Annotated in this window: 24 protein-coding genes; 19 read left to right on the top strand and 5 right to left on the bottom strand. The window is 64.1% G+C overall.

All coding sequences use genetic code 11. The annotated features are described in order from the left end of the window. Nucleotides 1-108 precede the first annotated feature (108 nt). The 6 genes from ACROUL_RS02325 to ACROUL_RS02300 all read left to right on the top strand — a co-directional run bounded on the left by ACROUL_RS02325 (nt 109) and on the right by ACROUL_RS02300 (nt 8,108). Nucleotides 109-2,193, top strand: a complete 2,085-nt coding sequence (locus ACROUL_RS02325; RefSeq protein WP_431297947.1) for a Hint domain-containing protein — start codon at nt 109-111, stop codon at nt 2,191-2,193. 121 nt (nt 2,194-2,314) lie between these two features. Beyond that, nucleotides 2,315-3,145: a flagellar motor protein MotB gene (locus ACROUL_RS02320; protein WP_431297946.1), complete on the top strand. Its 831-nt coding sequence runs from the start codon at nt 2,315-2,317 to the stop codon at nt 3,143-3,145. A gap of 96 nt (nt 3,146-3,241) precedes the next feature. Further along, a complete protein-coding gene (locus ACROUL_RS02315) occupies nt 3,242-4,549 on the top strand; it encodes a flagellar hook protein FlgE (protein WP_431297945.1) in 1,308 nt (435 codons plus the stop codon). A gap of 9 nt (nt 4,550-4,558) precedes the next feature. Next, nucleotides 4,559-6,022, top strand: a complete 1,464-nt coding sequence (gene flgK / locus ACROUL_RS02310; RefSeq protein WP_431297944.1) for a flagellar hook-associated protein FlgK — start codon at nt 4,559-4,561, stop codon at nt 6,020-6,022. Beyond that, the gene (locus ACROUL_RS02305) at nt 6,019-7,020 is read left to right on the top strand and encodes a flagellin (protein WP_431297943.1); all 1,002 of its coding nucleotides are present in this window, start codon (nt 6,019-6,021) and stop codon (nt 7,018-7,020) included. Before flgK ends, ACROUL_RS02305 begins: the two co-directional genes overlap by 4 nt. Continuing rightward, entirely contained in the window at nt 7,017-8,108 is a 1,092-nt protein-coding gene (locus tag ACROUL_RS02300; RefSeq protein ID WP_431297942.1) for a flagellar basal body P-ring protein FlgI, read from the top strand. Before ACROUL_RS02305 ends, ACROUL_RS02300 begins: the two co-directional genes overlap by 4 nt. Before the next feature lie 3 nt (nt 8,109-8,111). On the opposite strand, the gene ACROUL_RS02295 is transcribed toward ACROUL_RS02300, so the two are convergent. Beyond that, a complete protein-coding gene (locus tag ACROUL_RS02295; protein WP_431297941.1) occupies nt 8,112-8,807 on the bottom strand; it encodes a glutathione S-transferase family protein in 696 nt (231 codons plus the stop codon). Between the two features lie 149 nt (nt 8,808-8,956). Here ACROUL_RS02295 and mscL point away from each other — a divergent pair, with 149 nt between their 5' ends. Continuing rightward, nucleotides 8,957-9,376 carry a large conductance mechanosensitive channel protein MscL gene (gene mscL, locus ACROUL_RS02290; protein ID WP_431297940.1) on the top strand — a complete coding sequence of 140 codons (420 nt, stop codon included), beginning with the start codon at nt 8,957-8,959 and terminating at the stop codon, nt 9,374-9,376. A 56-nt stretch (nt 9,377-9,432) separates the two neighbouring features. On the opposite strand, the gene ald is transcribed toward mscL, so the two are convergent. After that, the gene (gene ald, locus ACROUL_RS02285; protein ID WP_431297939.1) at nt 9,433-10,551 is read right to left on the bottom strand and encodes an alanine dehydrogenase; all 1,119 of its coding nucleotides are present in this window, start codon (nt 10,549-10,551) and stop codon (nt 9,433-9,435) included. Nucleotides 10,552-10,701: 150 nt separating this feature from the next. On the opposite strand from ald, the gene ACROUL_RS02280 reads away from it, so the two are divergent. Genes ACROUL_RS02280 through ACROUL_RS02270 form a run of 3 tightly spaced genes read left to right on the top strand, consistent with a single transcriptional unit; the run spans nt 10,702 to nt 12,360 of the window. Then, complete coding sequence (locus tag ACROUL_RS02280) at nt 10,702-11,160, top strand: Lrp/AsnC family transcriptional regulator (protein WP_431297938.1); 459 nt, start codon at nt 10,702-10,704, stop codon at nt 11,158-11,160. Between the two features lie 58 nt (nt 11,161-11,218). Continuing rightward, nucleotides 11,219-11,713, top strand: a complete 495-nt coding sequence (locus ACROUL_RS02275; protein WP_431297937.1) for an arsenate reductase ArsC — start codon at nt 11,219-11,221, stop codon at nt 11,711-11,713. Next, nucleotides 11,710-12,360 carry an aquaporin gene (locus ACROUL_RS02270; RefSeq protein ID WP_431297936.1) on the top strand — a complete coding sequence of 217 codons (651 nt, stop codon included), beginning with the start codon at nt 11,710-11,712 and terminating at the stop codon, nt 12,358-12,360. Before ACROUL_RS02275 ends, ACROUL_RS02270 begins: the two co-directional genes overlap by 4 nt. 66 nt (nt 12,361-12,426) lie before the next feature. Here the strand turns inward: ACROUL_RS02270 and rpsU are convergent, their stop codons facing one another. Then, nucleotides 12,427-12,633: a 30S ribosomal protein S21 gene (gene rpsU / locus ACROUL_RS02265; RefSeq protein WP_008027119.1), complete on the bottom strand. Its 207-nt coding sequence runs from the start codon at nt 12,631-12,633 to the stop codon at nt 12,427-12,429. A gap of 108 nt (nt 12,634-12,741) precedes the next feature. Here rpsU and ACROUL_RS02260 point away from each other — a divergent pair, with 108 nt between their 5' ends. Together ACROUL_RS02260 and ACROUL_RS02255 are read left to right on the top strand one after the other, a co-directional pair. Next, entirely contained in the window at nt 12,742-13,416 is a 675-nt protein-coding gene (locus tag ACROUL_RS02260) for a COQ9 family protein (protein ID WP_431297935.1), read from the top strand. Nucleotides 13,417-13,426: 10 nt separating this feature from the next. Continuing rightward, on the top strand, nt 13,427-14,419 hold the full coding sequence (locus ACROUL_RS02255; RefSeq protein WP_431297934.1) for an NAD(P)H-quinone oxidoreductase: 993 nt from the start codon (nt 13,427-13,429) through the stop codon (nt 14,417-14,419). Nucleotides 14,420-14,648: 229 nt separating this feature from the next. Here ACROUL_RS02255 and ACROUL_RS02250 read toward each other — a convergent pair whose 3' ends face one another. Then, nucleotides 14,649-15,287, bottom strand: a complete 639-nt coding sequence (locus ACROUL_RS02250) for a ribonuclease T2 family protein (protein ID WP_431297933.1) — start codon at nt 15,285-15,287, stop codon at nt 14,649-14,651. A gap of 125 nt (nt 15,288-15,412) precedes the next feature. Here ACROUL_RS02250 and ACROUL_RS02245 point away from each other — a divergent pair, with 125 nt between their 5' ends. Next, nucleotides 15,413-16,168 (top strand): DUF1013 domain-containing protein, encoded by a 756-nt coding sequence (locus ACROUL_RS02245; RefSeq protein ID WP_431297932.1) that lies wholly within the window; start codon nt 15,413-15,415, stop codon nt 16,166-16,168. 66 nt (nt 16,169-16,234) lie between these two features. Here the strand turns inward: ACROUL_RS02245 and ACROUL_RS02240 are convergent, their stop codons facing one another. Further along, nucleotides 16,235-17,227: a TerC family protein gene (locus ACROUL_RS02240; protein ID WP_431297931.1), complete on the bottom strand. Its 993-nt coding sequence runs from the start codon at nt 17,225-17,227 to the stop codon at nt 16,235-16,237. 285 nt (nt 17,228-17,512) lie between these two features. On the opposite strand from ACROUL_RS02240, the gene fghA reads away from it, so the two are divergent. The 6 genes from fghA (at nt 17,513) to ACROUL_RS02210 (ending at nt 21,843) form a co-directional block, all read left to right on the top strand. After that, nucleotides 17,513-18,343, top strand: coding sequence for an S-formylglutathione hydrolase (gene fghA, locus ACROUL_RS02235; protein ID WP_431297930.1), 831 nt, complete (start codon nt 17,513-17,515; stop codon nt 18,341-18,343). Further along, nucleotides 18,309-18,794, top strand: coding sequence for a CAP domain-containing protein (locus tag ACROUL_RS02230; RefSeq protein ID WP_431297929.1), 486 nt, complete (start codon nt 18,309-18,311; stop codon nt 18,792-18,794). The genes fghA and ACROUL_RS02230 overlap by 35 nt, the downstream gene beginning before the upstream one ends. Continuing rightward, entirely contained in the window at nt 18,791-19,246 is a 456-nt protein-coding gene (locus tag ACROUL_RS02225; protein ID WP_431297928.1) for a YaiI/YqxD family protein, read from the top strand. Before ACROUL_RS02230 ends, ACROUL_RS02225 begins: the two co-directional genes overlap by 4 nt. Before the next feature lie 146 nt (nt 19,247-19,392). Beyond that, nucleotides 19,393-20,328 carry a DMT family transporter gene (locus ACROUL_RS02220; protein WP_431297927.1) on the top strand — a complete coding sequence of 312 codons (936 nt, stop codon included), beginning with the start codon at nt 19,393-19,395 and terminating at the stop codon, nt 20,326-20,328. Next, nucleotides 20,318-20,941: an HAD-IA family hydrolase gene (locus ACROUL_RS02215; RefSeq protein ID WP_431297926.1), complete on the top strand. Its 624-nt coding sequence runs from the start codon at nt 20,318-20,320 to the stop codon at nt 20,939-20,941. The genes ACROUL_RS02220 and ACROUL_RS02215 overlap by 11 nt, the downstream gene beginning before the upstream one ends. Further along, complete coding sequence (locus ACROUL_RS02210; protein WP_431297925.1) at nt 20,938-21,843, top strand: ornithine cyclodeaminase family protein; 906 nt, start codon at nt 20,938-20,940, stop codon at nt 21,841-21,843. The genes ACROUL_RS02215 and ACROUL_RS02210 overlap by 4 nt, the downstream gene beginning before the upstream one ends. Nucleotides 21,844-21,862: the final 19 nt, after the last annotated feature.

Below are 21,862 nucleotides of genomic sequence, written 5' to 3'. Positions count from 1 at the left end.
CGGCACCACTGAGCCCGAAAAGCCATGCCAAGGCGAACTTTCACGTGACCGGGCACGCCCGTTTGCATTATGCGGAGCCGGGTAAAGTGCAATCAAGGGTTGGTAACGATGGCCGAGAACAGCAGCACCACGCCGGCGACCGCCGGTAACCAGACGCTGACCGGCACCGCGACCACCGATAGCCTTAGCGGTGGTGGCGGCAACGACACAATCATCGGCGGCGCGGGCAACGACGTTCTTTCCGGTGACGCACCGCTGGCCGGACAGTGGCAATACAACGTCTACACGCGCGACTTCACCTCGGCCAGCAACCAGACCCAATTCATCACCTCGGGTGCGCTGGTCGGCACTGGATACGTCGACGATTTTAGCGTTCTGGCGCTGCGCAACACGCTGGGTGGCACCAGCGCGACGACGAACCGCGATGACTTTGGCGTGGTTTATCGGTCAAACGTCGCCATCACCTCGACCGGAAGCTACACGTTCGGCACGACCTCCGATGACGGATCGCGGATCATCATCCGCGACGCGGCCGGAAACATCGTCTTCAACCTGAACAACGATTTCCACCAGGTCGCCACCGCACGGACCGGAACGGTCAGTCTGACGGCTGGCCAGACCTATTCCGTCGAACTTTACTACTGGGAAAATCTTGGCCAAACGGCGTTCAGCGCCACGATAGCCGGCCCCGGAATAACCGGAACAGCCGATCTTGCAACCTCGCCCCTGATCACCACACCTCCGCTTGCCTCGGGTCATGTCGACGGGGCCGACAGCATCCTTGGCGACGCTGGCAACGATACGATCCTCGGTGGAGGCGGCAATGACCGGCTGTTCGGCGGTGCCGATAACGATTTGATTCAAGGTGACGCCGGGGCCGACCGGCTTGAAGGTGGCGATGGCAACGATGTGCTGTCGGGCGGTACCGGCGCTGACACGCTTCTGGGCGACGCCGGCAATGACACCCTGTCGGGCGGCGACGACAACGATCAACTGGATGGCGGCAACGACAATGACCAGCTGAGCGGCGATGCGGGTGACGATATCCTTGTCGGCGGCGCAGGCACGGACACGCTTTTGGGTGGCATTGGCAATGACCAGCTGAGTGGCGGCACCGAAGGTGACAGTTTGTCGGGCGAGGCTGGCGCCGACACCCTGCTGGGCGGCGCCGGCAACGACACGCTGTTCGGCGGCGATGACAATGACCGCCTTGAGGGCGGAACCGAAAACGACCAGCTTGATGGCGGGGCTGGCGCAGACATCCTTCTTGGCGATGCAGGCAACGACACGCTTTTCGGCAACATCGGAAACGACAGTCTGAACGGCGGGCTTGGCAACGACACGCTGCAAGGCGGAGCCGGCGTCGACACTGTGTTCGGCGACAGCGGCAACGATTACATCTTCATGGCCGACGGCGATGCCGCCTTCGGCGAAGTCGTCAACGGCGGCACTGACAGCCTTGGCGATTTCGACACGCTGGACCTTGGCGGCTATGGGTGGTCACGCACCGATATCGTATATGACCCGATGAACAGAGAAAACGGCACGGTCACGTTTTACGATGCGCTTGGCGCTGTGGTCGGCACGCTTGCCTTCACCGATATCGAAAACGTGATCCCCTGCTTTACCCTGGGCACGCTTGTCGACACGCCCGACGGCCCTGTGCCGGTCGAGGATCTGCGGCCCGGCGATCTGGTGCTGACGCGCGACATGGGTCCGCAGCCGGTACGCTGGGTCGGCCGGCGCGATCTGACGCTGGCCGACCTTGTGCTGAATGCGCACCTTCGGCCGGTGATGATCACGGCGGGCGCGCTTGGCCCAGGCATGCCAGACCGCGACACCGCGTTTTCACCGCAGCATCGGATCCTGCTGTCAGGAGCGCGCTGCGAGCTGTATTTCGGCGAGCCCGAACTGCTGGCCCCTGCCATGCATTTCGTCGGCCTGCCTGGCATCCGCCAGCTTCTTGCACCGACCGGCTACGTCCATATCATGTTCGAGACCCATCAGATCGTCCGCACCCACGGGCTGTGGAGCGAAAGCTTCCAGCCCGGCGGCCGCACGCTGTCTGCCCTGGACCGCGCCCAACGCGATGAGCTTATTCAGCTGTTCCCTGACCTTGGCGAACACCAGACCTACCCATCCAGCCGCGCCGCCCTGAAATCATATGAAACCAGGCTCTTGCTGGGGGGCTGATGCACTCCGGCCCCCTGAGCGGATCGCGGCGAAACTGCGACACTTGGCTAAAACCCTAAGTGTTAAGGCCGCCTAAAGCCTGACTTGCTATCCCTTGGTTCGGGTAGTTTTGGGTGTGACGATGGCAGGGCTTGGGAATGCCGCGCCAGTCATCATCAAACGGAAGAAGATCATCAAGGCGGGCGGGCACCACGGTGGGGCGTGGAAAGTGGCCTATGCCGATTTTGTGACCGCCATGATGGCGTTCTTCCTGCTGATGTGGCTGTTGAACGCGACAACGGAAAAACAGCGCAAGGGGATTTCGGATTACTTCAATCCGACGATCCCGGTGAACCGCATTTCGGGCGGTGGCGACGGCGCATTTGGCGGCGATTCCGTGTTTTCCGAACAAACGCTGGCGCATAGCGGAACCGGTGCCACCGCAACCAAAAGCGCCGCATCGGCCACGGCGGCCAACGACGACGGCACCGCTGGCGAAGGCGACGCGCCCTCCGAGCTTAAGGATGTGGAACGCGCGTTGCTGGCTCGGGGTGGCGAAAGCAACACGATGGAGCAGCTTTTGCGCCACGTCATCACCCGCGTCACCGACGAGGGGCTGGTGATCGAGATCTTCGATGTCGAAGGGGCGCCGCTGTTCACCGAGGCCAACGAACCGGAACCGGTGATCCTGGCGATTGCCGACCTGTTGTCAGAGGTGTTGAACCTGACCACGAACGAAATGGCCGTGAACGGCCACATGCGCGCCTATCCGGTGACGCTGGTCGACAACCCGGTCTGGGACATGTCGGCCGCGCGGGCGCAGGCGATGCGGACATATCTGGAAGACGCCGGCATCGCGCCTGATCGGATGCAGCGGGTGTCAGGATTTGCCGACCGCAAACCTGCCACCTCGGACCCGGCGGCAATCCGCAACAACCGGCTGGAAATCATCCTGCTGCGGAGGGACCGGTGACGCGAAACATAAGATTTTAGACGTTAGGCCTATCTTAAGCCGCCAGGTGCAGCTTCGCCTGATCAGGAGTCGAAGCAGCAGAAAGGCGCTTTTCCCATGACAATTTCCTCCTCGCTCAGCGCGGGCGTGGCCGGGTTGAACGCGAATGCGACCCGCCTCGCCTCGATTTCCGACAATATCGCGAACTCCGGCACCTATGGCTACAAGCGGGCCTCGACCGATTTCACCAGCATGGTCATCACCAGCTCGCGCAATGCCGGGTCGTATTCGGCTGGCGGTGTGCGTGCGACAACCACCCGCCTGATCGAAGAGCGGGGCGATCTGGTCGGCACCGGCAACGCGCTGGATATCGCGATCGCCGGGCGCGGCATGTTGCCGGTGATCCAGGACGTGTCGCTGGGCAACGCCACCAGCGACACGGCCCTGTTCATGACCCGCACCGGCAGCTTTCGCACCGATGCCGAAGGTGTGCTGAAGACCGATTCGGGCCTTGTGCTGATGGGCTGGCCCGCCGATGCCGACGGCTCGATCCCGTCGTTGCCGCGGGATACGATGACCGGGCTGGTGCCCATCGTGATCAACACCAACCAGACCGCGGGCGACCCGACGACGGCGATCACACTAGGCGTCAACCTGCCCGCGACCCAGACGGTTGCGGGGTCGACCGCCACGCCGCAGCCGCTTGCGGTGGAATACTTCGGCAACCTCGGCACGTCGGAATCGCTGCAGGTCACGTTCACGCCGATCGTCCCGGCGGCCGGATCGTCGAACCAGTGGACAATGCAGGTGCGCGACTCGGCCTCGGCCAACGCGCTGATCGGTGAATACACCCTGACCTTCGACGATTCGCGCGGCGCCGGGGGCACGCTCGCCTCGGTCGTGGTGGTGTCGGGCGGGGCTTACAACGCCGCCGATGGCACGCTTGACCTGATCGTCGCCGGCGGTCCGATGAGCGTGGGTGTCGGGCGGCTGGGCGATCCGAACGGCCTGACGCAGCTTTCAGACAATTTCGCACCGGTTTCGATCACCAAGAACGGCTCGCCGGTCGGCAACCTGACGAACGTCGAGGTGGACGAGAAGGGTTATGTGAACGCCACCTACGACACCGGCTTCACGCGGCGGCTTTACCAGATTCCGCTGGTCGACGTGCCCAACCCCAACGGACTTCTGTCGATGTCGAACCAGACCTACCAGGTGTCGCCGGAATCGGGGTCGTTCTTCCTTTGGGATGCGGGCAGCGGGCCGACCGGATCGGTGCAAGGCTATTCGCGCGAAGGGTCGAAAACCGACGTGGCTGCGGAACTGACCGCATTGATCCAGACGCAGCGGGCCTATTCTTCGAACGCCAAGGTGATCCAGACGGTGGACGAGATGTTGCAGGAAACCACGAACATCAAGCGCTAGGCCTAGGGCATGAGCATCACCTCAGCCCTGTCGAGCGCCCTGAGCGGCCTCAGCGCCACCTCGCGTCAGGCGGAGGTGCTGTCGTCGAACGTGGCGAACGCGACGACGCCGGGCTATGCCCGACGCGAGGTGCAATTGGGCGCAGCGGTGCTGGCCGGTACCGGGCAGGGCGTGGCCGTGCTGGGCATCAGCCGCGATGTAGACCAGTTCCTGATCAACGAGCGCCGCCTGTCGCAGGCCGGTGACGGCGAGCGCAGCACCACGGCCACCTTCCTTGGCAGGGTCGAAGACGCCATCGGCCTGCCCGAGGAACCGGGGTCGATCCCGGCCCGGATCGCCGCGCTGGAGCGCGCCTTGATCGAGGCGTCTGGCCGACCGGATGTCGATGCCCGGCTGGCCGCGGTTGCCGCGTCGGCACAGTCCCTTGCCGCGGGGCTGAATACAGCCTCGCAGGACATTAAGTCGGCCCGCGCCACCGCCGACCGCGACATCGGCACCGAGGTCGACCGGCTGAATGGCGCACTGGGCCAGATCCATGAGCTGAACACCGAATTGCGCAGCTTTTCCGCCGCCGGTTATGACGTGTCCGCCTTGTTGGATCAGCGCCAGAAACTGATCGACGGGGTCGCCCAGATCGTCCCGCTGCGGGAAATGCCGCGCGGCCCGAACCAGGTGGCCCTTTACACCCTCGGGGGCGTCGCGTTGGTCGATGGCACCGCGGTAGTGCTGGGGTTTACGCCCACCAACACGATCACGCCCGACATGACACAAGCCAGCGGCGCGCTTTCAGGACTGACGGTGAACGGGCGCGCCGTCGATACGGCCGGGATCGGTAGTCCGATCCTTGGCGGCAAACTGGCCGCGTTGTTCGCCATACGCGACGATCTGGCCGTGTCGGCGCAGGGGCGGCTGGACGCGGTGGCCCGCGATCTGGTCGAGCGCTTCTCGCAGAGCGGGCTTGATCCGACGCTTGCCCCCGGCGCACCGGGGCTGTTCACCGACCGGGGCCTTCCTCTGGTGCCGACGGACGAGGTCGGCCTTGCCGGGCGACTGCGGCTGAACGCAGCGGTCGATCCCGCACAGGGCGGTGCACTTTTCCGGCTGCGCGATGGTCTTGGTGCTGTGACGGCAGGCCCGCCCGGCAACGGCAGCCTGCTGGTTGGCCTTGGTCAGGCGCTTTCGGCGGCGCGCCCGCTTGCCTCGCCCGGGTTCATCGCCGGGTCGCGCAGCCTTGCGGGACTGATGGCAGACGTGCTGTCCGACACCGCGACCCGAAGGCTTGGCGCAGACAGTCAGGCCAGCTTCACGGCGGCCCGGCTCTCGGCGCTGTCTGATCTGGAAAGGCAAGACGGCGTCGATACCGATCAGGAGATGCAGATGCTGCTGGTAATCGAAAAGAACTACGCGGCGAACGCCAAGGTGATCCAGACGGTAAGCGACATGATCAACACGCTGATCGGGCTGGGATCATGAACCGCATCAGCATCGGCGACGCCAGCCTGACCTCGATCCTGCAACGGCAGGGCGCCGCGCTGAAGGCCGACATGCAGCGCGCCAGCACCGAGGTGGTGACCGGCCGCCAGACCGACACTGCGGCCGCCGTCCGGGGCGACCTGACCACGCTTGCGGCGCTTGATGCCAGTCTTGGGCGGCTGGCGGCGTATCGGTCAACCGCCGCCGACGCCGGCTTCCTGTCGGGCGCAATGCAGACGACGCTCGCCACACTGACCAGCGTTGCGGGGCCCACCGCGACCTCGCTCCTGAGGGCGGCCAGCATGACCACCCCGTCGCAGGTCAACACCGCCGCCGCCGAAGCCCGGGCGCGGCTGGATACCGCACTTGGGGCGATCAACACGCAGGTGGCCGGACGGTCGGTCCTGTCCGGGGTCGAGACCGGAGTTTCGCCGCTTGGCAGCGCGGAAGAATTGTTGGGCGCGCTGGAGACCGCAGTGACCGGCGCGACCACATCCGATGCCATCGAGACCGCCGTTCGCGGGTGGTTCGCCGACCCGGCAGGCTACGGCACGTTCTACCGGGGCGGGGCGGCACAGGCGCCGGTCCCGATCGCCCCCGGAGAAAGCGCCGATCTGGCCGTGACCGCGCTGGACCCTGCGTTCCGGGATACGCTGGCGGGGCTGGCAATGGCCGCGCTGCTGGATCGGGGGCTGATGAATGCGCAGCCCAGCGCCCGCGTCGATCTGGCGAACCGTGCCGGGTTGATGCTGCAAAACAGCGAGGATGCGCGGGTCGGCCTTGCGGCGCACATCGGCATCGTCGAAGCGCAGATCGAAACCGCCAGCACCCGTAACGGCGCCGAAGACAGCGCGCTCATGATCGCGCGCAGCGGTATTGCCACGGTCGATCCCTACGAGGCTGCCTCGCGCCTTGAGGAACTACAGGCGGCGCTTGAAGCGCTTTACCTCGTCACCTCCCGCGTTTCGCGGCTTAACCTTGCCGAGTATATCCGATGATCCGTCTGATCCTTGCCTTCCTGCTGACCGCCGGCATGGCGGTGGCCGAACCGATCCGCATCAAGGATCTGGTTGAATTCGACGGTGTGCGCGGCAACGACCTTGTGGGCTACGGGCTGGTCGTCGGGCTGAACGGCACCGGCGACGGCATCCGCAACGCGCCCTTTACCGAAGAGATCATGGCCAACCTGCTGGAGCGGCTGGGCGCAAACGTGACGGGCGAGGAGTTCCGGCCAAAGAACGTGGCGGCGGTGTTCGTGACGGCGGCGCTGCCGGCCTTTGCCCGGTCTGGCGCGCGCATCGACGTGACCGTATCAGCCATCGGGGATGCGAAAAGCCTGCTTGGCGGCACACTGATCATGACACCCCTGAACGGGGCCGACGGGCAGATCTATGCCGTGGCGCAAGGCACCATCATCGCCGGTGGCGTGGTGGCAGAGGGCGACGCGGCGCGCGTGGTGCAAGGCGTGCCGACCGCCGGGGTGATCCCTTCGGGCGCGCGGGTGGAACGCGAGGTGGAGTTCGATTTCGCCGGCCTGACCGAATTGCGGATGGCCTTGAAGACCGCAGATTTCACCACCGCCGAACGCATCGAACGCGCGGTCAACGCCGAATTTGGCCGTGGCATCGCCCGTATGCTGGATTCAGGCACCGTCAGCATCGACATTCCGGCCGCAAGAATGCCGTCGCCAGCGCATGTCCTCAGCCGGATCGAGGGCATCATGGTCGAGCCGGAAACGCGGGCCCGGGTCGTGGTCGACCAGCGGTCCGGCACCATCGTCATGGGGCAGGATGTGCGGATCAGCCGGGTCGCGGTGGCGCAGGGCAACCTGACCCTGCGGATCGAGGAAAGCCCGATGGTGGTGCAACCGAACCCGTTCAGCGAGGGCGAGACTGTGGTGGTTCCGCGCACGCGCACCGATATCGGCAAGGGCGGCAGCGGGCTGGCCGAAGTGCAGGGCGGCACCAGTCTGGCAGAAGTGGTGGCCGGACTGAACGCGCTGGGCGTGGCCCCCCACGACATGATCGACATCCTGAAAAGCATCAACGCCGCCGGCGCGCTGCACGCGGAGTTTCTGGTGAACTGAGCGTCAGGCGCGCGGTGGTTGCAGCAGGCCGCGCTGCACTGCCGGGCGGGCAAGGAACCGGTCAAGATAGGCCGGGACATGCTTCAGGTGATCCCAGCCGGCGATGTCGGCGGCCTTGTAGAAATCACGCAAGGTCCGCAACCACGGCCCGATGGCGATGTCGGCAATGGAGTAATCGCCGGCAATCCAGACCTTGTCGGCAAGCGCGCCATCCAGCACCTTCAAAAGCCGTTCCACTTCGGCGCGGTAGCGCTCCTTTGGGCGAGGGTCGCTGATGTCTTTCCCGGCAAAGTAGTGAAAATAGCCAAGCTGGCCGAACATCGGGCCGATGCCACCCATCTGGAACATCAGCCATTGCAGCACCTGCCAGCGGCTGCCCTCGGGCATCAACTTGCCCGACTTTTCGGCGATGTAGATCAGGATCGCCCCGCTTTCAAAAAGCGCCAGCGGCACCCCGCCCGGCCCGTGCGGATCTATGATCGCCGGGATCTTATTGTTCGGATTGAGGCTGAGGAATTCGGGGCTGGTCTGGTCGTTCGTGGCAAAGTTGACGAGGTGGGCATCGTAGGGGAGACCCACCTCCTCCAGCGCGATCGAGACCTTCACGCCATTCGGCGTCGGCAAGGAATAAAGCTGGATCGCGTCCGGATTGCGGGGCGGCCATTTCCGGGTGATCGGATAATCGGCAAGGCTTGGCAAATTGCATTCCTCCAGTGGGATTTGCGGCACGATACGGGAAAATTCCCCGTGCGACAGCGAACTCTGCTGTGCAATAGTCGCCACGGCTATGTGCAGCTACGCAACACACAACATCCGCCGTCCAGGCAGAGAACGAAGGGAACCGTGCAATGCTTAATGAATTCAAGGCGTTCATCGCCAAAGGGAATGTGGTCGACCTTGCGGTCGGTATCATCATCGGTGCGGCCTTTACGGCCATCGTCAACTCGCTCGTCGGCGACCTGATCAATCCGCTGATCGGTCTTTTGACCGGCGGGGTTGATTTCTCCAACCTGTTCATCGACCTTTCCGGCACCAACCCGGCCTCGCTGGCCGTGGCGAAAGAGGCTGGCGCGCCAGTCTTTGCCTACGGCGCGTTCATCACGGCGGTGATCAACTTCCTGATCATCGCATGGGTGGTGTTCCTGCTGGTCAAGGCGGTGAACAAGCTGAAAGAGGCGACCGCACGCAAGGAAGCAGCCGAGGCTGCTGCTGCCGGGCCGACCGAAGTGGACCTCCTGAAAGAAATCCTCGTCCAGCTGAAGAAGTAAGCGCGACACGCCGTTGCCAAGGCCCCCGACAGCATCGGGGGCCTTTTGCGTTCACATCAATGCGCCAGCGCGTCGGCGGCCGAGATTACCGGCAGGCCAAGCGCCGCGCCGACGGCGGCATAAGTCAGCTTGCCCTTGTGGGTATTCAGGCCTGCCAGCAGGTGCCTGTCGTCGGCGCAGGCCTTTTTCCAGCCCTTGTCGGCCAGCGCCAGCAGGAAGGGCATTGTCGCGTTGCCCAAGGCTTGCGTCGAGGTGCGCGCCACCGCGCCGGGCATGTTGGCGACGCAGTAGTGCATGATCCCGTCTACGTCATAGATCGGGTCCTGATGGGTGGTGGCGCGCGACGTCTCGAAGCAGCCACCCTGGTCGATGGCGACGTCAACCAACGCCGCGCCGGGCTTCAGCTCCTTCAGTTGCGCGCGGCTGATCAATTTCGGCGCGGCGGCACCGGGGATCAGCACCGCACCAATGATGAGGTCGGCCTCGCGGGCAAGCGCGATTGTGTTGCCGGCGCTGGCGTAGGCGTTCTTGAAGTCGCGCCCGAACACGTCATCCAGATAGCGCAGGCGGTTGATCGACCGGTCAAGCACGGTGACATCCGCGCCCATCCCGGCCGCAACCTTGGCCGCGTGGGTGCCGACGACACCGCCGCCAATGACCAGCACCTTAGCCGGCGACACGCCCGGCACCCCGCCCAGCAGGACGCCGCGCCCGCCGTTGGCTTTTTGCAGCGTCCACGCCCCGACCTGCGGCGCCAGACGGCCCGCAACCTCGGACATCGGCGCCAGAAGCGGCAGGCCGCCACGGTCATCCGTCACCGTCTCGTAGGCGATGGCGGTGACGCCCGAGGCCAGAAGGTCTTTCGTCTGCTCCGGGTCGGGGGCAAGGTGGAGGTAGGTGAACAAGACCTGCCCCTCGCGCAGGCGCTTGCGCTCTACAGCCTGCGGTTCCTTGACCTTGACGATCATGTCGGCGGCGGCGAAGACCTCTTCGGCGGTGCCGACGATCTTTGCACCCGCCGCCTGATAATCGGCGTCAGAAAAGCCCGCGCCGGTGCCGGCGTTGGTTTCGATCATCACGGAATGGCCATGCGCCACCGCTTCGCGCGCGGCATCCGGGGTCATGCCGACGCGGAATTCCTGCGGCTTGATTTCCTTCGGGCAACCGATTTTCATTGCTGTCTCCCTGCGGGCCAAAGCGGCCCTTGTGCGGTCAGTCTTTGCCTGTTTCTTCGCAAATGCTTTGAATTCTGGGTGACGGGTCGGGTTGGATGGCGTAGATTCTGCCGATATTTCCGCATCCAGCCGAAGAAACTTGCACCGAACATGGATCTTGACGCAACCGACCGCCGCATCCTGACAGTCCTGCAAAAGGAAGGGCGGATCACCAATGCCGAACTGTCCGAACAGGTGAACCTGTCGCCATCAGCCTGCCATCGCCGGGTGCAGCGACTGGAGGAGGAGGGGTATATCGCAGGCTATGTTGCGCTGCTGGATGCCCGCAAGATGGGGCGGCTGACCACGGTGTTCGTGGAAATCACCCTGCAAAGTCAGGCCGAAGACCTGCTTGACGCCTTCGAGCGCGAGGTTGCGCGGGTGCCGGATCTGCTGGAGTGCCACCTGATGGCGGGGACGGCGGATTACCTGCTGAAGATCATGGCCGAGGATACCGAGGATTTCGCCCGCATCCACCGCCAGTTCCTGAGCCGACTGCCCGGTGTGCGGCAGATGCAGTCAAGCTTTGCGCTTCGCACGGTGGTGAAAACCACGGCGCTTGCGGTCTGAACGTCACCGGGCTGTTACAAAGTCTTGGCATTCGGCGCTGGCAAACCGGAGATGCCAGATGACCGCCCCTTTTCACGTCCTGTTCCTGTGTACCGGCAATTCGGCGCGGTCGATACTGGCCGAAGCGATCATGAACCGTGAAGGCAAGGGTCGCTTCATCGGCCATTCCGCAGGATCGCGCCCGACCGGGGCGCCGAACCCGTTCGCCCTGTCGCTGTTGCAACGCGAAGGGTTCGACACCAGCTTCGCGCGGTCGAAAAGCTGGGACGAGTTCGCAGCCCCCGGCGCCCCGAAGCTGGATTTCGTGTTCACCGTCTGTGACAGCGCGGCGGCCGAGGAATGCCCCTACTGGCCGGGGCAACCGGTCAGCGCGCATTGGGGTCTGCCAGACCCTGCGGCCGTCGAGGGCAGCGACGCGGCAAAGGCGCTGGCATTCGCAGAGACCTACCGGGCGTTGAACCGCCGCATCCAGGCGTTCGCCGCCCTGCCCATCGCCACGCTGGACGCACTGACCCTGAAGGCGCGGCTGTCCGAGATCGGCCGCACCGAATGACCGCACGCCGCCTTGTGGCCGAGGCCCTTGGCACTGGGCTTCTGGTCACCGCCGTTGTCGGGTCAGGCATCATGGCCGACCGGCTGACGGCGGATGTGGCGCTGGCCCTGTTGGCCAACACCATCGCCACGGCGGCGGCGCTGCTGGTGTTGATCACCATTTTCGCCCCGGTGTCGGGCGCGCATTTCAACCCCGCCGTGACGCTGGTTTTTGCCGTCCGGCGCGAGGTCGCACCGATTCTGGCGCTGGGCTTTGTTGCAGCCCAGATCACTGGCGGCGTGGCAGGAACATTGCTGGCGCACGCGATGTTCGATCTGCCGATCTGGCAGCTATCGACGACCCCGCGCAGCGGCACCGGGCAGTGGATCGCCGAAGGCGTGGCGACCTTTGGGCTGGTGCTGACGATTCTGGGCGCGATCCATGCGCGGGCCAATGTGGCGCTGATGGTCGCGGCCTATATCGCGGCGGCCTATTGGTTCACCGCATCGACCAGCTTTGCCAATCCGGCCGTGTCGTTGGCTAGGGCATTTACCGAGACGTTCGCTGGCATCCGTCCAGTCGATCTGCCCGCCTTCTGGCTGGCACAGATCGCCGGAGCGTCGGTCGCGGCGGCGCTGGCGGGCTGGCTGTTCCGGCCCGCAAAATGAAAAACCCCCGGCCTGAAGGACGGGGGTTGATCGGGCGGGTATCGCTACCCCAGTGTCGCTGACGTCTTAAAGACCGCCTTCACGCTGAAGCTTCTTCCGGGCGAGTTTCCTCGCGCGGCGCACGGCTTCGGCTTGTTCGCGTGCTTTCTTGACGGAGGGCTTCTCGAAATGCTGCTTGAGCTTCATTTCCCGAAACACCCCTTCGCGCTGAAGTTTTTTCTTCAGGGCACGGAGAGCCTGTTCGACGTTGTTATCGCGGACGCTGACCTGCATGTGGTTGTCACCACCTTCCTAGGTTAAAGTTGCACTGACTTGTGCAGGCCCGCGGCCTATATCAAACAAGGGTGGGCTTGTCCACCGCGCGGCAGGACGGAGGCTGACATGACCGAGACGACCCAAAAGGACCGGATTCTGGACGCGGCGCTGGCGCATGTGCCGTTTGACGGCTGGTCGGAAACCACGTTCCGCGCGGCGATTGCCGACTGCGGCGTGCCCGATGCTCTGGCGCGGGCGCTGTATCCACGGGGCGGCGTCGATCTGGCGCTGGCCTACCACGCGCGCGGCGATGCGGAGATGGTGGCACGGCTGGCAGCGATGGACCTGTCTTCGATGCGGTTTCGGGACCGGATCGCGCTGGCGGTGCGGACAAGGCTGGAATTGGCCGACAAGGAGCTGGTGCGTCGGGGCACCACGCTGTTCGCCCTGCCGCAGCACGCGGCCGATGGGGCGCGGGCCTTGTGGGGCACGACCGACAAGATCTGGACGGCGCTGGGCGACACCTCGACCGACCTGAACTGGTATACCAAGCGCGGCACGCTGACGGCGGTTTATGGTGCGACGGTGCTCTATTGGCTGGGCGATGGCAGCCTTGACCATCAGGCCAGCTGGGATTTTCTGTACCGCCGCATCGACCAGGTGATGCAGTTCGAGAAGTTCAAGGCAGGTCTGGCGGAAAATCCGCTTGGCAAGGCACTGAAAAACGGGCCTTTCAAGATTCTGGAAAGGGTTCGTGCGCCAAAAGTGCCGGATGACCTGCCCGGTCGCCACCTGTTCTGAAAGGCCGAAGATGACCCTGTCGCACAGCATGCTCGCCATGGAAATCTCGGCTCCGGGCGGGCCGGATGTTCTGAAACCGGTGTCCGTGCCGGTGCCGGTGCCGCGGCATGGCCAGATCATCATCCGCGTGGCCTATGCCGGGGTGAACCGGCCTGATGCGCTGCAACGGGCCGGGGCCTATGCGCCGCCGCCCAGCGCCTCGCCGCTGCCAGGGCTGGAATGTTCCGGCACGGTGGTGGAGGTCGGGCCGGGCGTCACCCGCTGGCAGATCGGCGACAAGGTGTGCGCACTGCTGCCGGGGGGCGGGTATGCCGAGTATGCGGCGACGCCGGCCGCCCATGCGTTGCCCGTGCCGACAGGCATGTCGATGCGCGATGCCGCCTGTCTGCCGGAAACCTGTTTCACCGTCTGGTCGAACGTGGTGATGCGCGGCGGCCTGACGGCGGGGGAGCGTTTCCTTGTGCATGGCGGCACGTCGGGCATCGGCACCACGGCGATCCAGATTGCCCGCGCGCTGGGCGCACGGGTATTCGCCACCGCCGGAACGGATGAAAAATGCAAGGTCTGCACCGATCTGGGCGCCGAGGTCGCGCTGAACTACCGGAGCGAGGATTTCACCGCCGCCCTGAAGGCCGAAGGCGGGGCGAACCTGATTCTCGACATGGTCGGCGGCGGCTATATCGAGCGGAACATCAAGGCGCTGGCGGATGACGGGCGGCTGGTGCAGATTGCCTTCCTGCAAGGCGCCAAGGCCGAGCTCAACTTTGCCGAAGTGATGATGCGGCGTCTGACGATCACCGGGTCCACGCTGCGCCCGCAGTCAGACCTTGCCAAAGCTCGCATCGCCGCCGAGGTGGAAGCGCATGTCTGGCCAATGCTGGCCAATGGCGCCCTGAAGGTTGTGCACGACAGCGAATACGATCTGAACGATGCTCCGGCAGCACATTGGCGGATCGAGGCGCCCGGCCATGTGGGCAAGATCGTGCTGAAGGTCGAAAACTAGGCAGCGCACGGAATTTTGACCGTTCGGTTCGATTTTGATGCGTTCTTCACTTCAACCGAAGCGCGCCTTTGGTAAAGTTTCCGTCAGGCGGGATTCGGATTTCAGAATGTGACTTCTCGCCGGGCCGAAGTCCCCAGCTTTGTCCCGGCACCGGGTATTGAACGAAACTTGCTTGTCATGCTCCCCATGCATCGTCGTATTTCACAGCCAGCGATCCCGCCGACTTTTCCTAGCGCACCGCCTCCAGCACCGCATCTTTCAGCGTGCAGTCGCGGATCACGTCCGCCCCGCAACGCCGGGGGTCAAGATCGGGCGTCAGGCAGATGCGCACTTCCTGGATCAGACCGTCGCTGCAAGTGACGGTGACCTGATCGCGCGTCATGCCGGGGTTCGCTTCCAGAAACGCCGATTCGATCACTGATGCGGGCAGGGTCAAATCCTTGGACACGCGGCCGAAAAGCGGGGGAACGGCGATACTTTCGAAGGCTTGGCGCGCGGTGGCGAAGTAATCGGGCGCGGCAACTCCGGCGCAGCGGCCGTGCTTTTTCCACTGGTAGAAGGCAAGCCCTGACCCGCCCATGATATCGGCCATCGCCGCGGTTTCGGCGCGGGTGGGGTCACGCTGGGCCGTGCGGCACCACGACGGCCAGCCATCTTCATATTGCGGCCAAAGCCCGTGCAGCACGAACGTCAGCCCGCGCCCCGGATCGCATTGCGGATCGTCGCGCGCGTCGCCTTCAAGTTCGCACCAAGCCGACGACCACGACAGCGACATGACATAATAGTCGAAGTCGCCCGCCCGCTCGCCGTCGGCAAGGGCTGGTCCGGCCCACAACGCCGCTACGAGGGCCAACAGCATCCGCCGCATTTTCGCTTCCCCTTTTTTGGCGAAGGCCCTATATGGGCGGTGAATTCCCTGAAAACGTGGAACTCGCGGGCCAGCGCCCGCCGCCGTTTTCCCGGCCCGGGAGAGATTTGTAAAGGAGAGATCCGATGTCGAAGCCGCTTATGGCCAAAGCCACTGCCGTCTGGCTGGTGGACAACACGACCCTCAGCTTTGCCCAGATCGCCGATTTCTGCGGGATGCACGAGCTTGAGGTGCAGGGCATTGCGGACGGTGACGTGGCCGGTGGCGTCAAGGGTTTCGACCCGATCGCCAACAACCAGCTTGACCCGATCGAGATCGAGCGTGCGCAGAAAGATCCGATCTACCGCATGAAGCTGAAGTTCAACGCTGCCGCCGTGGGCGAGGAAAAGCGTCGCGGGCCGCGCTATACGCCCTTGTCCAAGCGTCAGGACCGCCCCGCCGCGATCCTGTGGCTGGTGAAGTTCCACCCAGAGCTGTCCGATGGTGCCATCGGCAAGCTGGTGGGCACCACCAAACCCACCATCCAGTCGATCCGCGAACGCAGCCACTGGAACATCTCGAACATCACGCCGATCGACCCGGTGGCGCTTGGGCTTTGCCGCCAGTCGGAACTGGACGCCGCCGTGCAGGCCGCGGCCCGCAAGAAGGCGTCCGAAGGTTCGGTGATGTCGGATGACGAGCGCCGCAAACTGGTGTCGACCGAACAGTCGCTGGGCATGTCACCGGAACCGAAGATGCCGGAGCCGCTGTCGGGGCTGGAAGTCTTTGGCGACGACGACAAGGACGCGAACACCGATTTCTCGGACGCCGAAAGCTTCTTCAACCTGCCGCAGGGTGATGATGACGAGGATGACGAAGACGATCAGCCCAGCCGCCGCTAAGACGCGCAGCGCTGAAACGACAAAACCCCGGTCTTGCGACCGGGGTTTTTCTTTGGCGTGGCAGGGTCAGTCTTGATCGGTCTTGCCAACCACCGGCGCGTCGTTCCGGCTGCGCCAGAGCGAGTAAATCACGCCCGCGGCAAGGATCGCGAAGGTGATACCAAGCGACAGGTTGGCAGGAAACTTCTCCAGCCCCAGCGCATCGGCGACGAAAATCTTCGAGCCGATGAACACCAAAAGCAGGGCCAGCGCATATTTCAGGTAGTGGAAGCGGTGCAGCACGGCGGCCAGCGCGAAGTAAAGCGCACGCAGACCAAGGATCGCGAAGATGTTCGAGGTGTAGACGATGAACGGGTCGGTGGTGATCGCAAACACCGCAGGCACCGAATCTACCGCGAACACGAGGTCGGCAATTTCAACCAGCACCAGCGCGAGGAACAGCGGCGTGGCGAACCAGACAGCCTTGCCCTTGGCATCCTGCTCTTTCACCCAGAACGCGTTGCCGTGCAGCTTTTCCGTCACGTTCATGCGGCGCTTCATGAACTTCAGCACCGGGTTCTGCGAGATGTCGGTTTCCTTGTCATCGGTGAACATCATCTTGATGCCGGTGAAGATCAGGAACACTGCGAAGATGTAGAGAACCCAAGAATACTGCGCCACCAGAGTCGCCCCGAGGCCGATCATGATGCCGCGCAGCACGATCACGCCAAGGATGCCCCAGAACAGTACGCGGTGCTGATACATGCGGGGGATGGCGAAATAGGTGAAGATCAGCGCGATGACGAACACGTTGTCGAGCGCGAGCGTCTTTTCCACGACGAAGGCGGTCAGATACAGCTTCGATTCCTCGAACCCGATCTGCCACCAGACAAAGCCTGAAAAGCCGACGCCCAGCGCGATATACAGCGCCGAAAGCCGCAGGCTTTCGTTCACGCCAATCTCGTGGTCTTTCTTGTTCAGAACGCCAAGGTCGAAGACCAAGAGCGCAATGACGATGCCGACGAACAGCAGCCACATCCAGACGGGCTTGCTGAGAAAGTCGATGTAGAGGAAGTCCATTCCAATGTCCCTTTTCATACCACAAGACACAGGACGACAGCTGGAAGGATTCAAAGACCGGGCTGCCATCGAGTGTTCCTCGATGCGGTCCGACATCACGCAGGGCTAATGCCCGACGCCAGAGGGGCCCGGTCCGCTTGCAAAAGATGGACAACGAAATCATGAAATCAAGGGCCGAACCAAAGCTTCTTCGGGCCGGTGTGATCGTCTTGCCGCGCGGCCCTTTACCTCGGTGACGCGGCACCCTATTCGGCGAAGGAGCGATCCAGCGAAGAGAGGTCAGACATGCGCACGATTTCCGAAAGCCGGGCCTTCGGAGGCGTTCAGGGCGTCTACACCCACCCGTCCAGCACCTGTGGCGGCGAAATGACCTTTGGCCTGTTCCTGCCAGAACAGGCCGAGGAGGGGCCGGTGCCGCTGTTGTGGTTTCTGTCGGGGCTGACCTGCACGCATGAAAACGCGATGATGAAGGCCGGTGCGCAACGCTGGGCGTCCGAGATGGGGCTGGCGGTCGTCTATCCCGACACCAGCCCGCGCGGCGAAGGCGTGGCCAACCACGAGGCCTTCGATCTGGGTCAGGGTGCGGGGTTTTACGTCAACGCCACGCAAAAGCCCTGGGCGCGGCATTTCCGCATGTGGGATTACGTGACCGAGGAACTGCCGCGCCTGCTGTTCAACGCCTTCCCGGTTGCCGAGGCTGCGCAGGCAATCACCGGCCATTCAATGGGCGGCCACGGTGCCCTTACCATCGCGATGAGCTTTCCCGGGCGCTTTCGGTCAGTCTCGGCCTTCGCGCCGATCTGCAACCCTACGGCCAGCGACTGGGGGCGTCCGCAGTTTCTTGCCTATCTTGGCGCGGACGAGTCCACATGGGCGGCGCATGATGCGACAACCCTGATGCGCAAGCGGGGCTTTGACGGGCCGATGCTGGTGGATCAGGGCACGGCGGACCAGTTTCTGGACAAGCTGCGCCCCGAGGCGCTGGCCGAGGCGATGGTCACGACCCGCCAAGGTGGCACGTTCAGGATGCAAAAGGGCTATGACCACAGCTATTTCTTCGTCTCGACGTTCATGGAAGAGCATGTCGCTTTCCACGCTGCGGCGCTGCACGCTTGAGGTTGCGGTGGTGATGGCATTGGCCGCCCCTGCTGCAGCCGGACAGGCTGAGGCGACGCTGTCGGCGATCAATGGGGCGCGGGCGCAGGCCGGGTGTCCGGCGCTGGTGCTGAACCCGCAACTGAACGCGGCGGCCAGAAGCCATGCCCGCGCTATGGCCGAGCAGGATTTCTTTGGCCATGCCGGGCGCGACGGCAGCCGTCTTGGCAGCCGTATCAAGCGGCAGGGTTACAGCTATCGCTCGGCGGCGGAAAACATCGCGGCGGGGCAATCGTCGGTGACGCAGGTGGTGCGGGGCTGGCTGCAAAGCGCGGGGCACAGGCGCAACATCCTGAACTGCGGGATGCGCGAGACGGGGATCGCGGTGGTCTACGAGGCGGATGATCGGCCACTCAGGGGTAGTCGGTATCCGTTGCGATACTACTGGGTGCAGGTCTTTGCCGCGCCATGAGTGACCGGCGCATCTATATTGACGCCGACGCCTGCCCGGTGAAAGCCGAGGCGGAGCGGGTGGCGACGCGGCTTGGCGTGCGGATGGTGCTGGTTTCGAACGGGGGCATAAGGCCGTCGCAGAACCCGCTGGTCGAAAGCGTGTTCGTGGCCGCCGGGCCGGACGAGGCCGACAAGTGGATCGCCGAGGCTTGCGGGCCGGGTGATGTGGTGGTGACGGGAGATATCCCTCTGGCCGCGAAATGCGTGGCGGCGGGGGCGCGGGTCGTGAAGCACAATGGCGAGGAATTGACCGCCGTGAATGTGGGGATGGCCTTGGCAACGCGGGACCTGATGGCGGACCTGCGGTCGGCTGATCCGTTCCGGCAAGGTGGCGGAAAGATGTTTTCAAAGGCCGACCGAAGCCGGTTTCTGGATGTGCTGGACCGGGTGCTGCGAGCCGGGCGGGGGTAGTGTCCCACCGTGGGACACTTGTCTGTCCGTAACAAAAACAACGGCTTGGCGAGACGCCTTTACGGTTTGTTAACTATTTTTCAGGATCGCCGCCCGATGTCGCGGCCAGAACAGACGGCCCTCGCGCGGCGCGGTCATCTGGCGGCATGGCACGCAATCCGGCCCTTTCGGGCATCCTGTTCGCCGCTGGCGGAACCATCATCTTTTCGGTCAACGACGTTGCGATCAAGTTCCTGTCGGGCGGCTATGCGCTGCATCAGGTGATCTTGATCCGCGCCTTTGTGGCGATGACCTTCATCCTTTGCTTCATCGGCTTCAGCGGCACCGGATTTCGTCAGTTGCGCACCCGACGGCCAAGGACGCACCTTCTGCGCGTGGCGATTGTGATGGTGTCAAATGTCACCTTCTTTCTTGGGCTGGCTGCGTTGCCCTTGGCCGATGCGGTGGCGGTGGCCTTTGTCAGTCCGATTGCGATCACCGTGCTGTCGGTGCTGTTCTTGAAGGAAACCGTCGGCCCGCGTCGCTGGGCGGCGGTGATCCTTGGCATGATCGGGGTCATCATCATGCTGCGCCCCGGTGCCGGGGTGATCCAGCCGGCAGCGATCATGGTGCTGTGTTCGGCCATCCTTTACGCCGCCGGAAACCTGCTGGCGCGGCAGATGGGCAGCACCGAAAGCGCCATGACCCTGGGGTTCTTCGTGCAGGCGGGGTTCATCATCGTCAGCGTGGCAATGGGGCTTTGGGTCGGTGACGGGCATCTGGCGACGGAAGACCCGATCTGGGCGTTCCTGTTTCGGCCGTGGATCTGGCCGCCGATTGGCGATTGGCCGATCTTTCTTGCCACCGGGCTTGCGGTGGGCATTGGCGGCATGATGGTGACGCAAGCCTACCGCACCGCCGAGGCGGGGCTGGTCGCACCCTTCGAATATGTGGGCATGCCTGCCGCCATCGTCTGGGGCGCCGTGGTTTTCGGCACCTTTCCTGACCTGACCGCCTGGGTGGGGATTGCGCTGATCTGCGGATCGGGCCTCTATACGCTGTGGCGGGAAACGGCGCGCAAGAAGGAAGCCCATGCAGCCTGAGGCAGTAATCTTCGACATCGGCAACGTGCTGACCCGCTGGCAGCCCGAAGCGTTCTATGACCGGGTGATCGGCAAAGAGCGGCGCCGTGCGTTGTTCACCGAGGTCGACCTGCACGCGATGAACGAGATCGTGGACGCGGGCGGCCTCTTTCGCGAAACGATCTATGACTGGGCTGATCGGCACCCCGATTGGGCGCCCGAAGTTCGCATGTGGTATGACCGCTGGATCGAGCTTGCGAGCCCGCGTATCGAAGGCTCGATCGCGCTTTTGCGCGCGCTGCGGGGAAAAGGCGTGCCGGTGTTCAGCCTGACCAACTTTGGCAGCTATTCCTACGAGGAAGCGCGGGGAAAGCTGGAATTCCTGAACGAGTTCGACCGGGAGTATGTGTCGGGCCGGATGGGGGTGACAAAGCCCGACCCGCGCATCTATGCGATGGTCGAAGAGGACTGCGGGTTGGCGGCTGACCGGCTTTTGTTCACCGATGACAAGGCCGACAACATCACCGCAGCGGCGCGGCGTGGCTGGCGCACGCATCAATTTGAAAGCTGGCAGGGCTGGGCGGCGCGACTGGTCGCCGAAGGTCTGCTGACGTCAGGGGAGGCAGGGCTATGACCGTCGAGATGATTCCGTTCGCCGCCGAAGCGCATATGACCTGGGCCGGGATGACGGCGGCACTGGAGGCGGGGCATCGCCTGCCGCGCGCCGACATTGCCGACCTCTTGGTCTACCGGGGCGCGGACACGCTGTTGGACCGGGGCGCGTGGATCGACGGCTTGGGTGCCTTGGTCAAGATCGGCACCATCGTTCCGGGCAACGCAGCCCGCGGCAAGCCAACGATCAACGGCATCGTCAACCTCTTTGACGATACGACCGGAGAGTTGACGGCGCTGCTGGATTTCCACCTTGTGACCAAGTGGAAAACCGCCGGCGACAGCCTGCTTTCCGCCTCGCGGCTGGCGCGCAAGGACAGTCGCAACATCCTGCTGGTGGGCGCGGGAACCGTGGCGCGCAACATGGTGGATGCCTATTCAAGCATCTTTCCAGATGCCCGCTTTACCGTCTGGAGCCGCACCCGCGCCACGGCCGAGGCGATGGGCCTGCCGGTGGCAGATGATCTGGAGGCTGCGGTCAAGGCGGCCGACATCATCTGCACCGCCACACTGACGGAAACCCCGCTGATCAAGGGCGCATGGCTGCAACCGGGCCAGCACCTTGACCTGATCGGGGCCTATAAACCGTCGATGCGCGAGGTCGACGACGCCGCGATGGCGCGGGCGCGGGTGTTCGTGGACAGCCGCGCGACGACGATCCACCACATTGGCGAGCTGATAGACCCGCTGAAATCGGGCGCCATCACCGAAGCCGACGTGATCGCTGATTTCTATGACGACCCAGCGCTGTTCTCGCGCCGCTCGGACGACGAGATCACCATCGCCAAGAACGGCGGCGGCGCGCATCTGGACCTGATGACCGCGACCTACATCGCGCAATGCTGGGCGGCAAAGGGCCGGTAAAGGGCGCTGCGCGCACCGG

This window comes from Tabrizicola sp. BL-A-41-H6 (assembly GCF_050632395.1).
Taxonomy (GTDB): domain Bacteria; phylum Pseudomonadota; class Alphaproteobacteria; order Rhodobacterales; family Rhodobacteraceae; genus JAUYQR01.
Note: the sequence above shows the minus strand (reverse complement) of the source record. Positions and strands in the feature narration are given on the sequence as shown.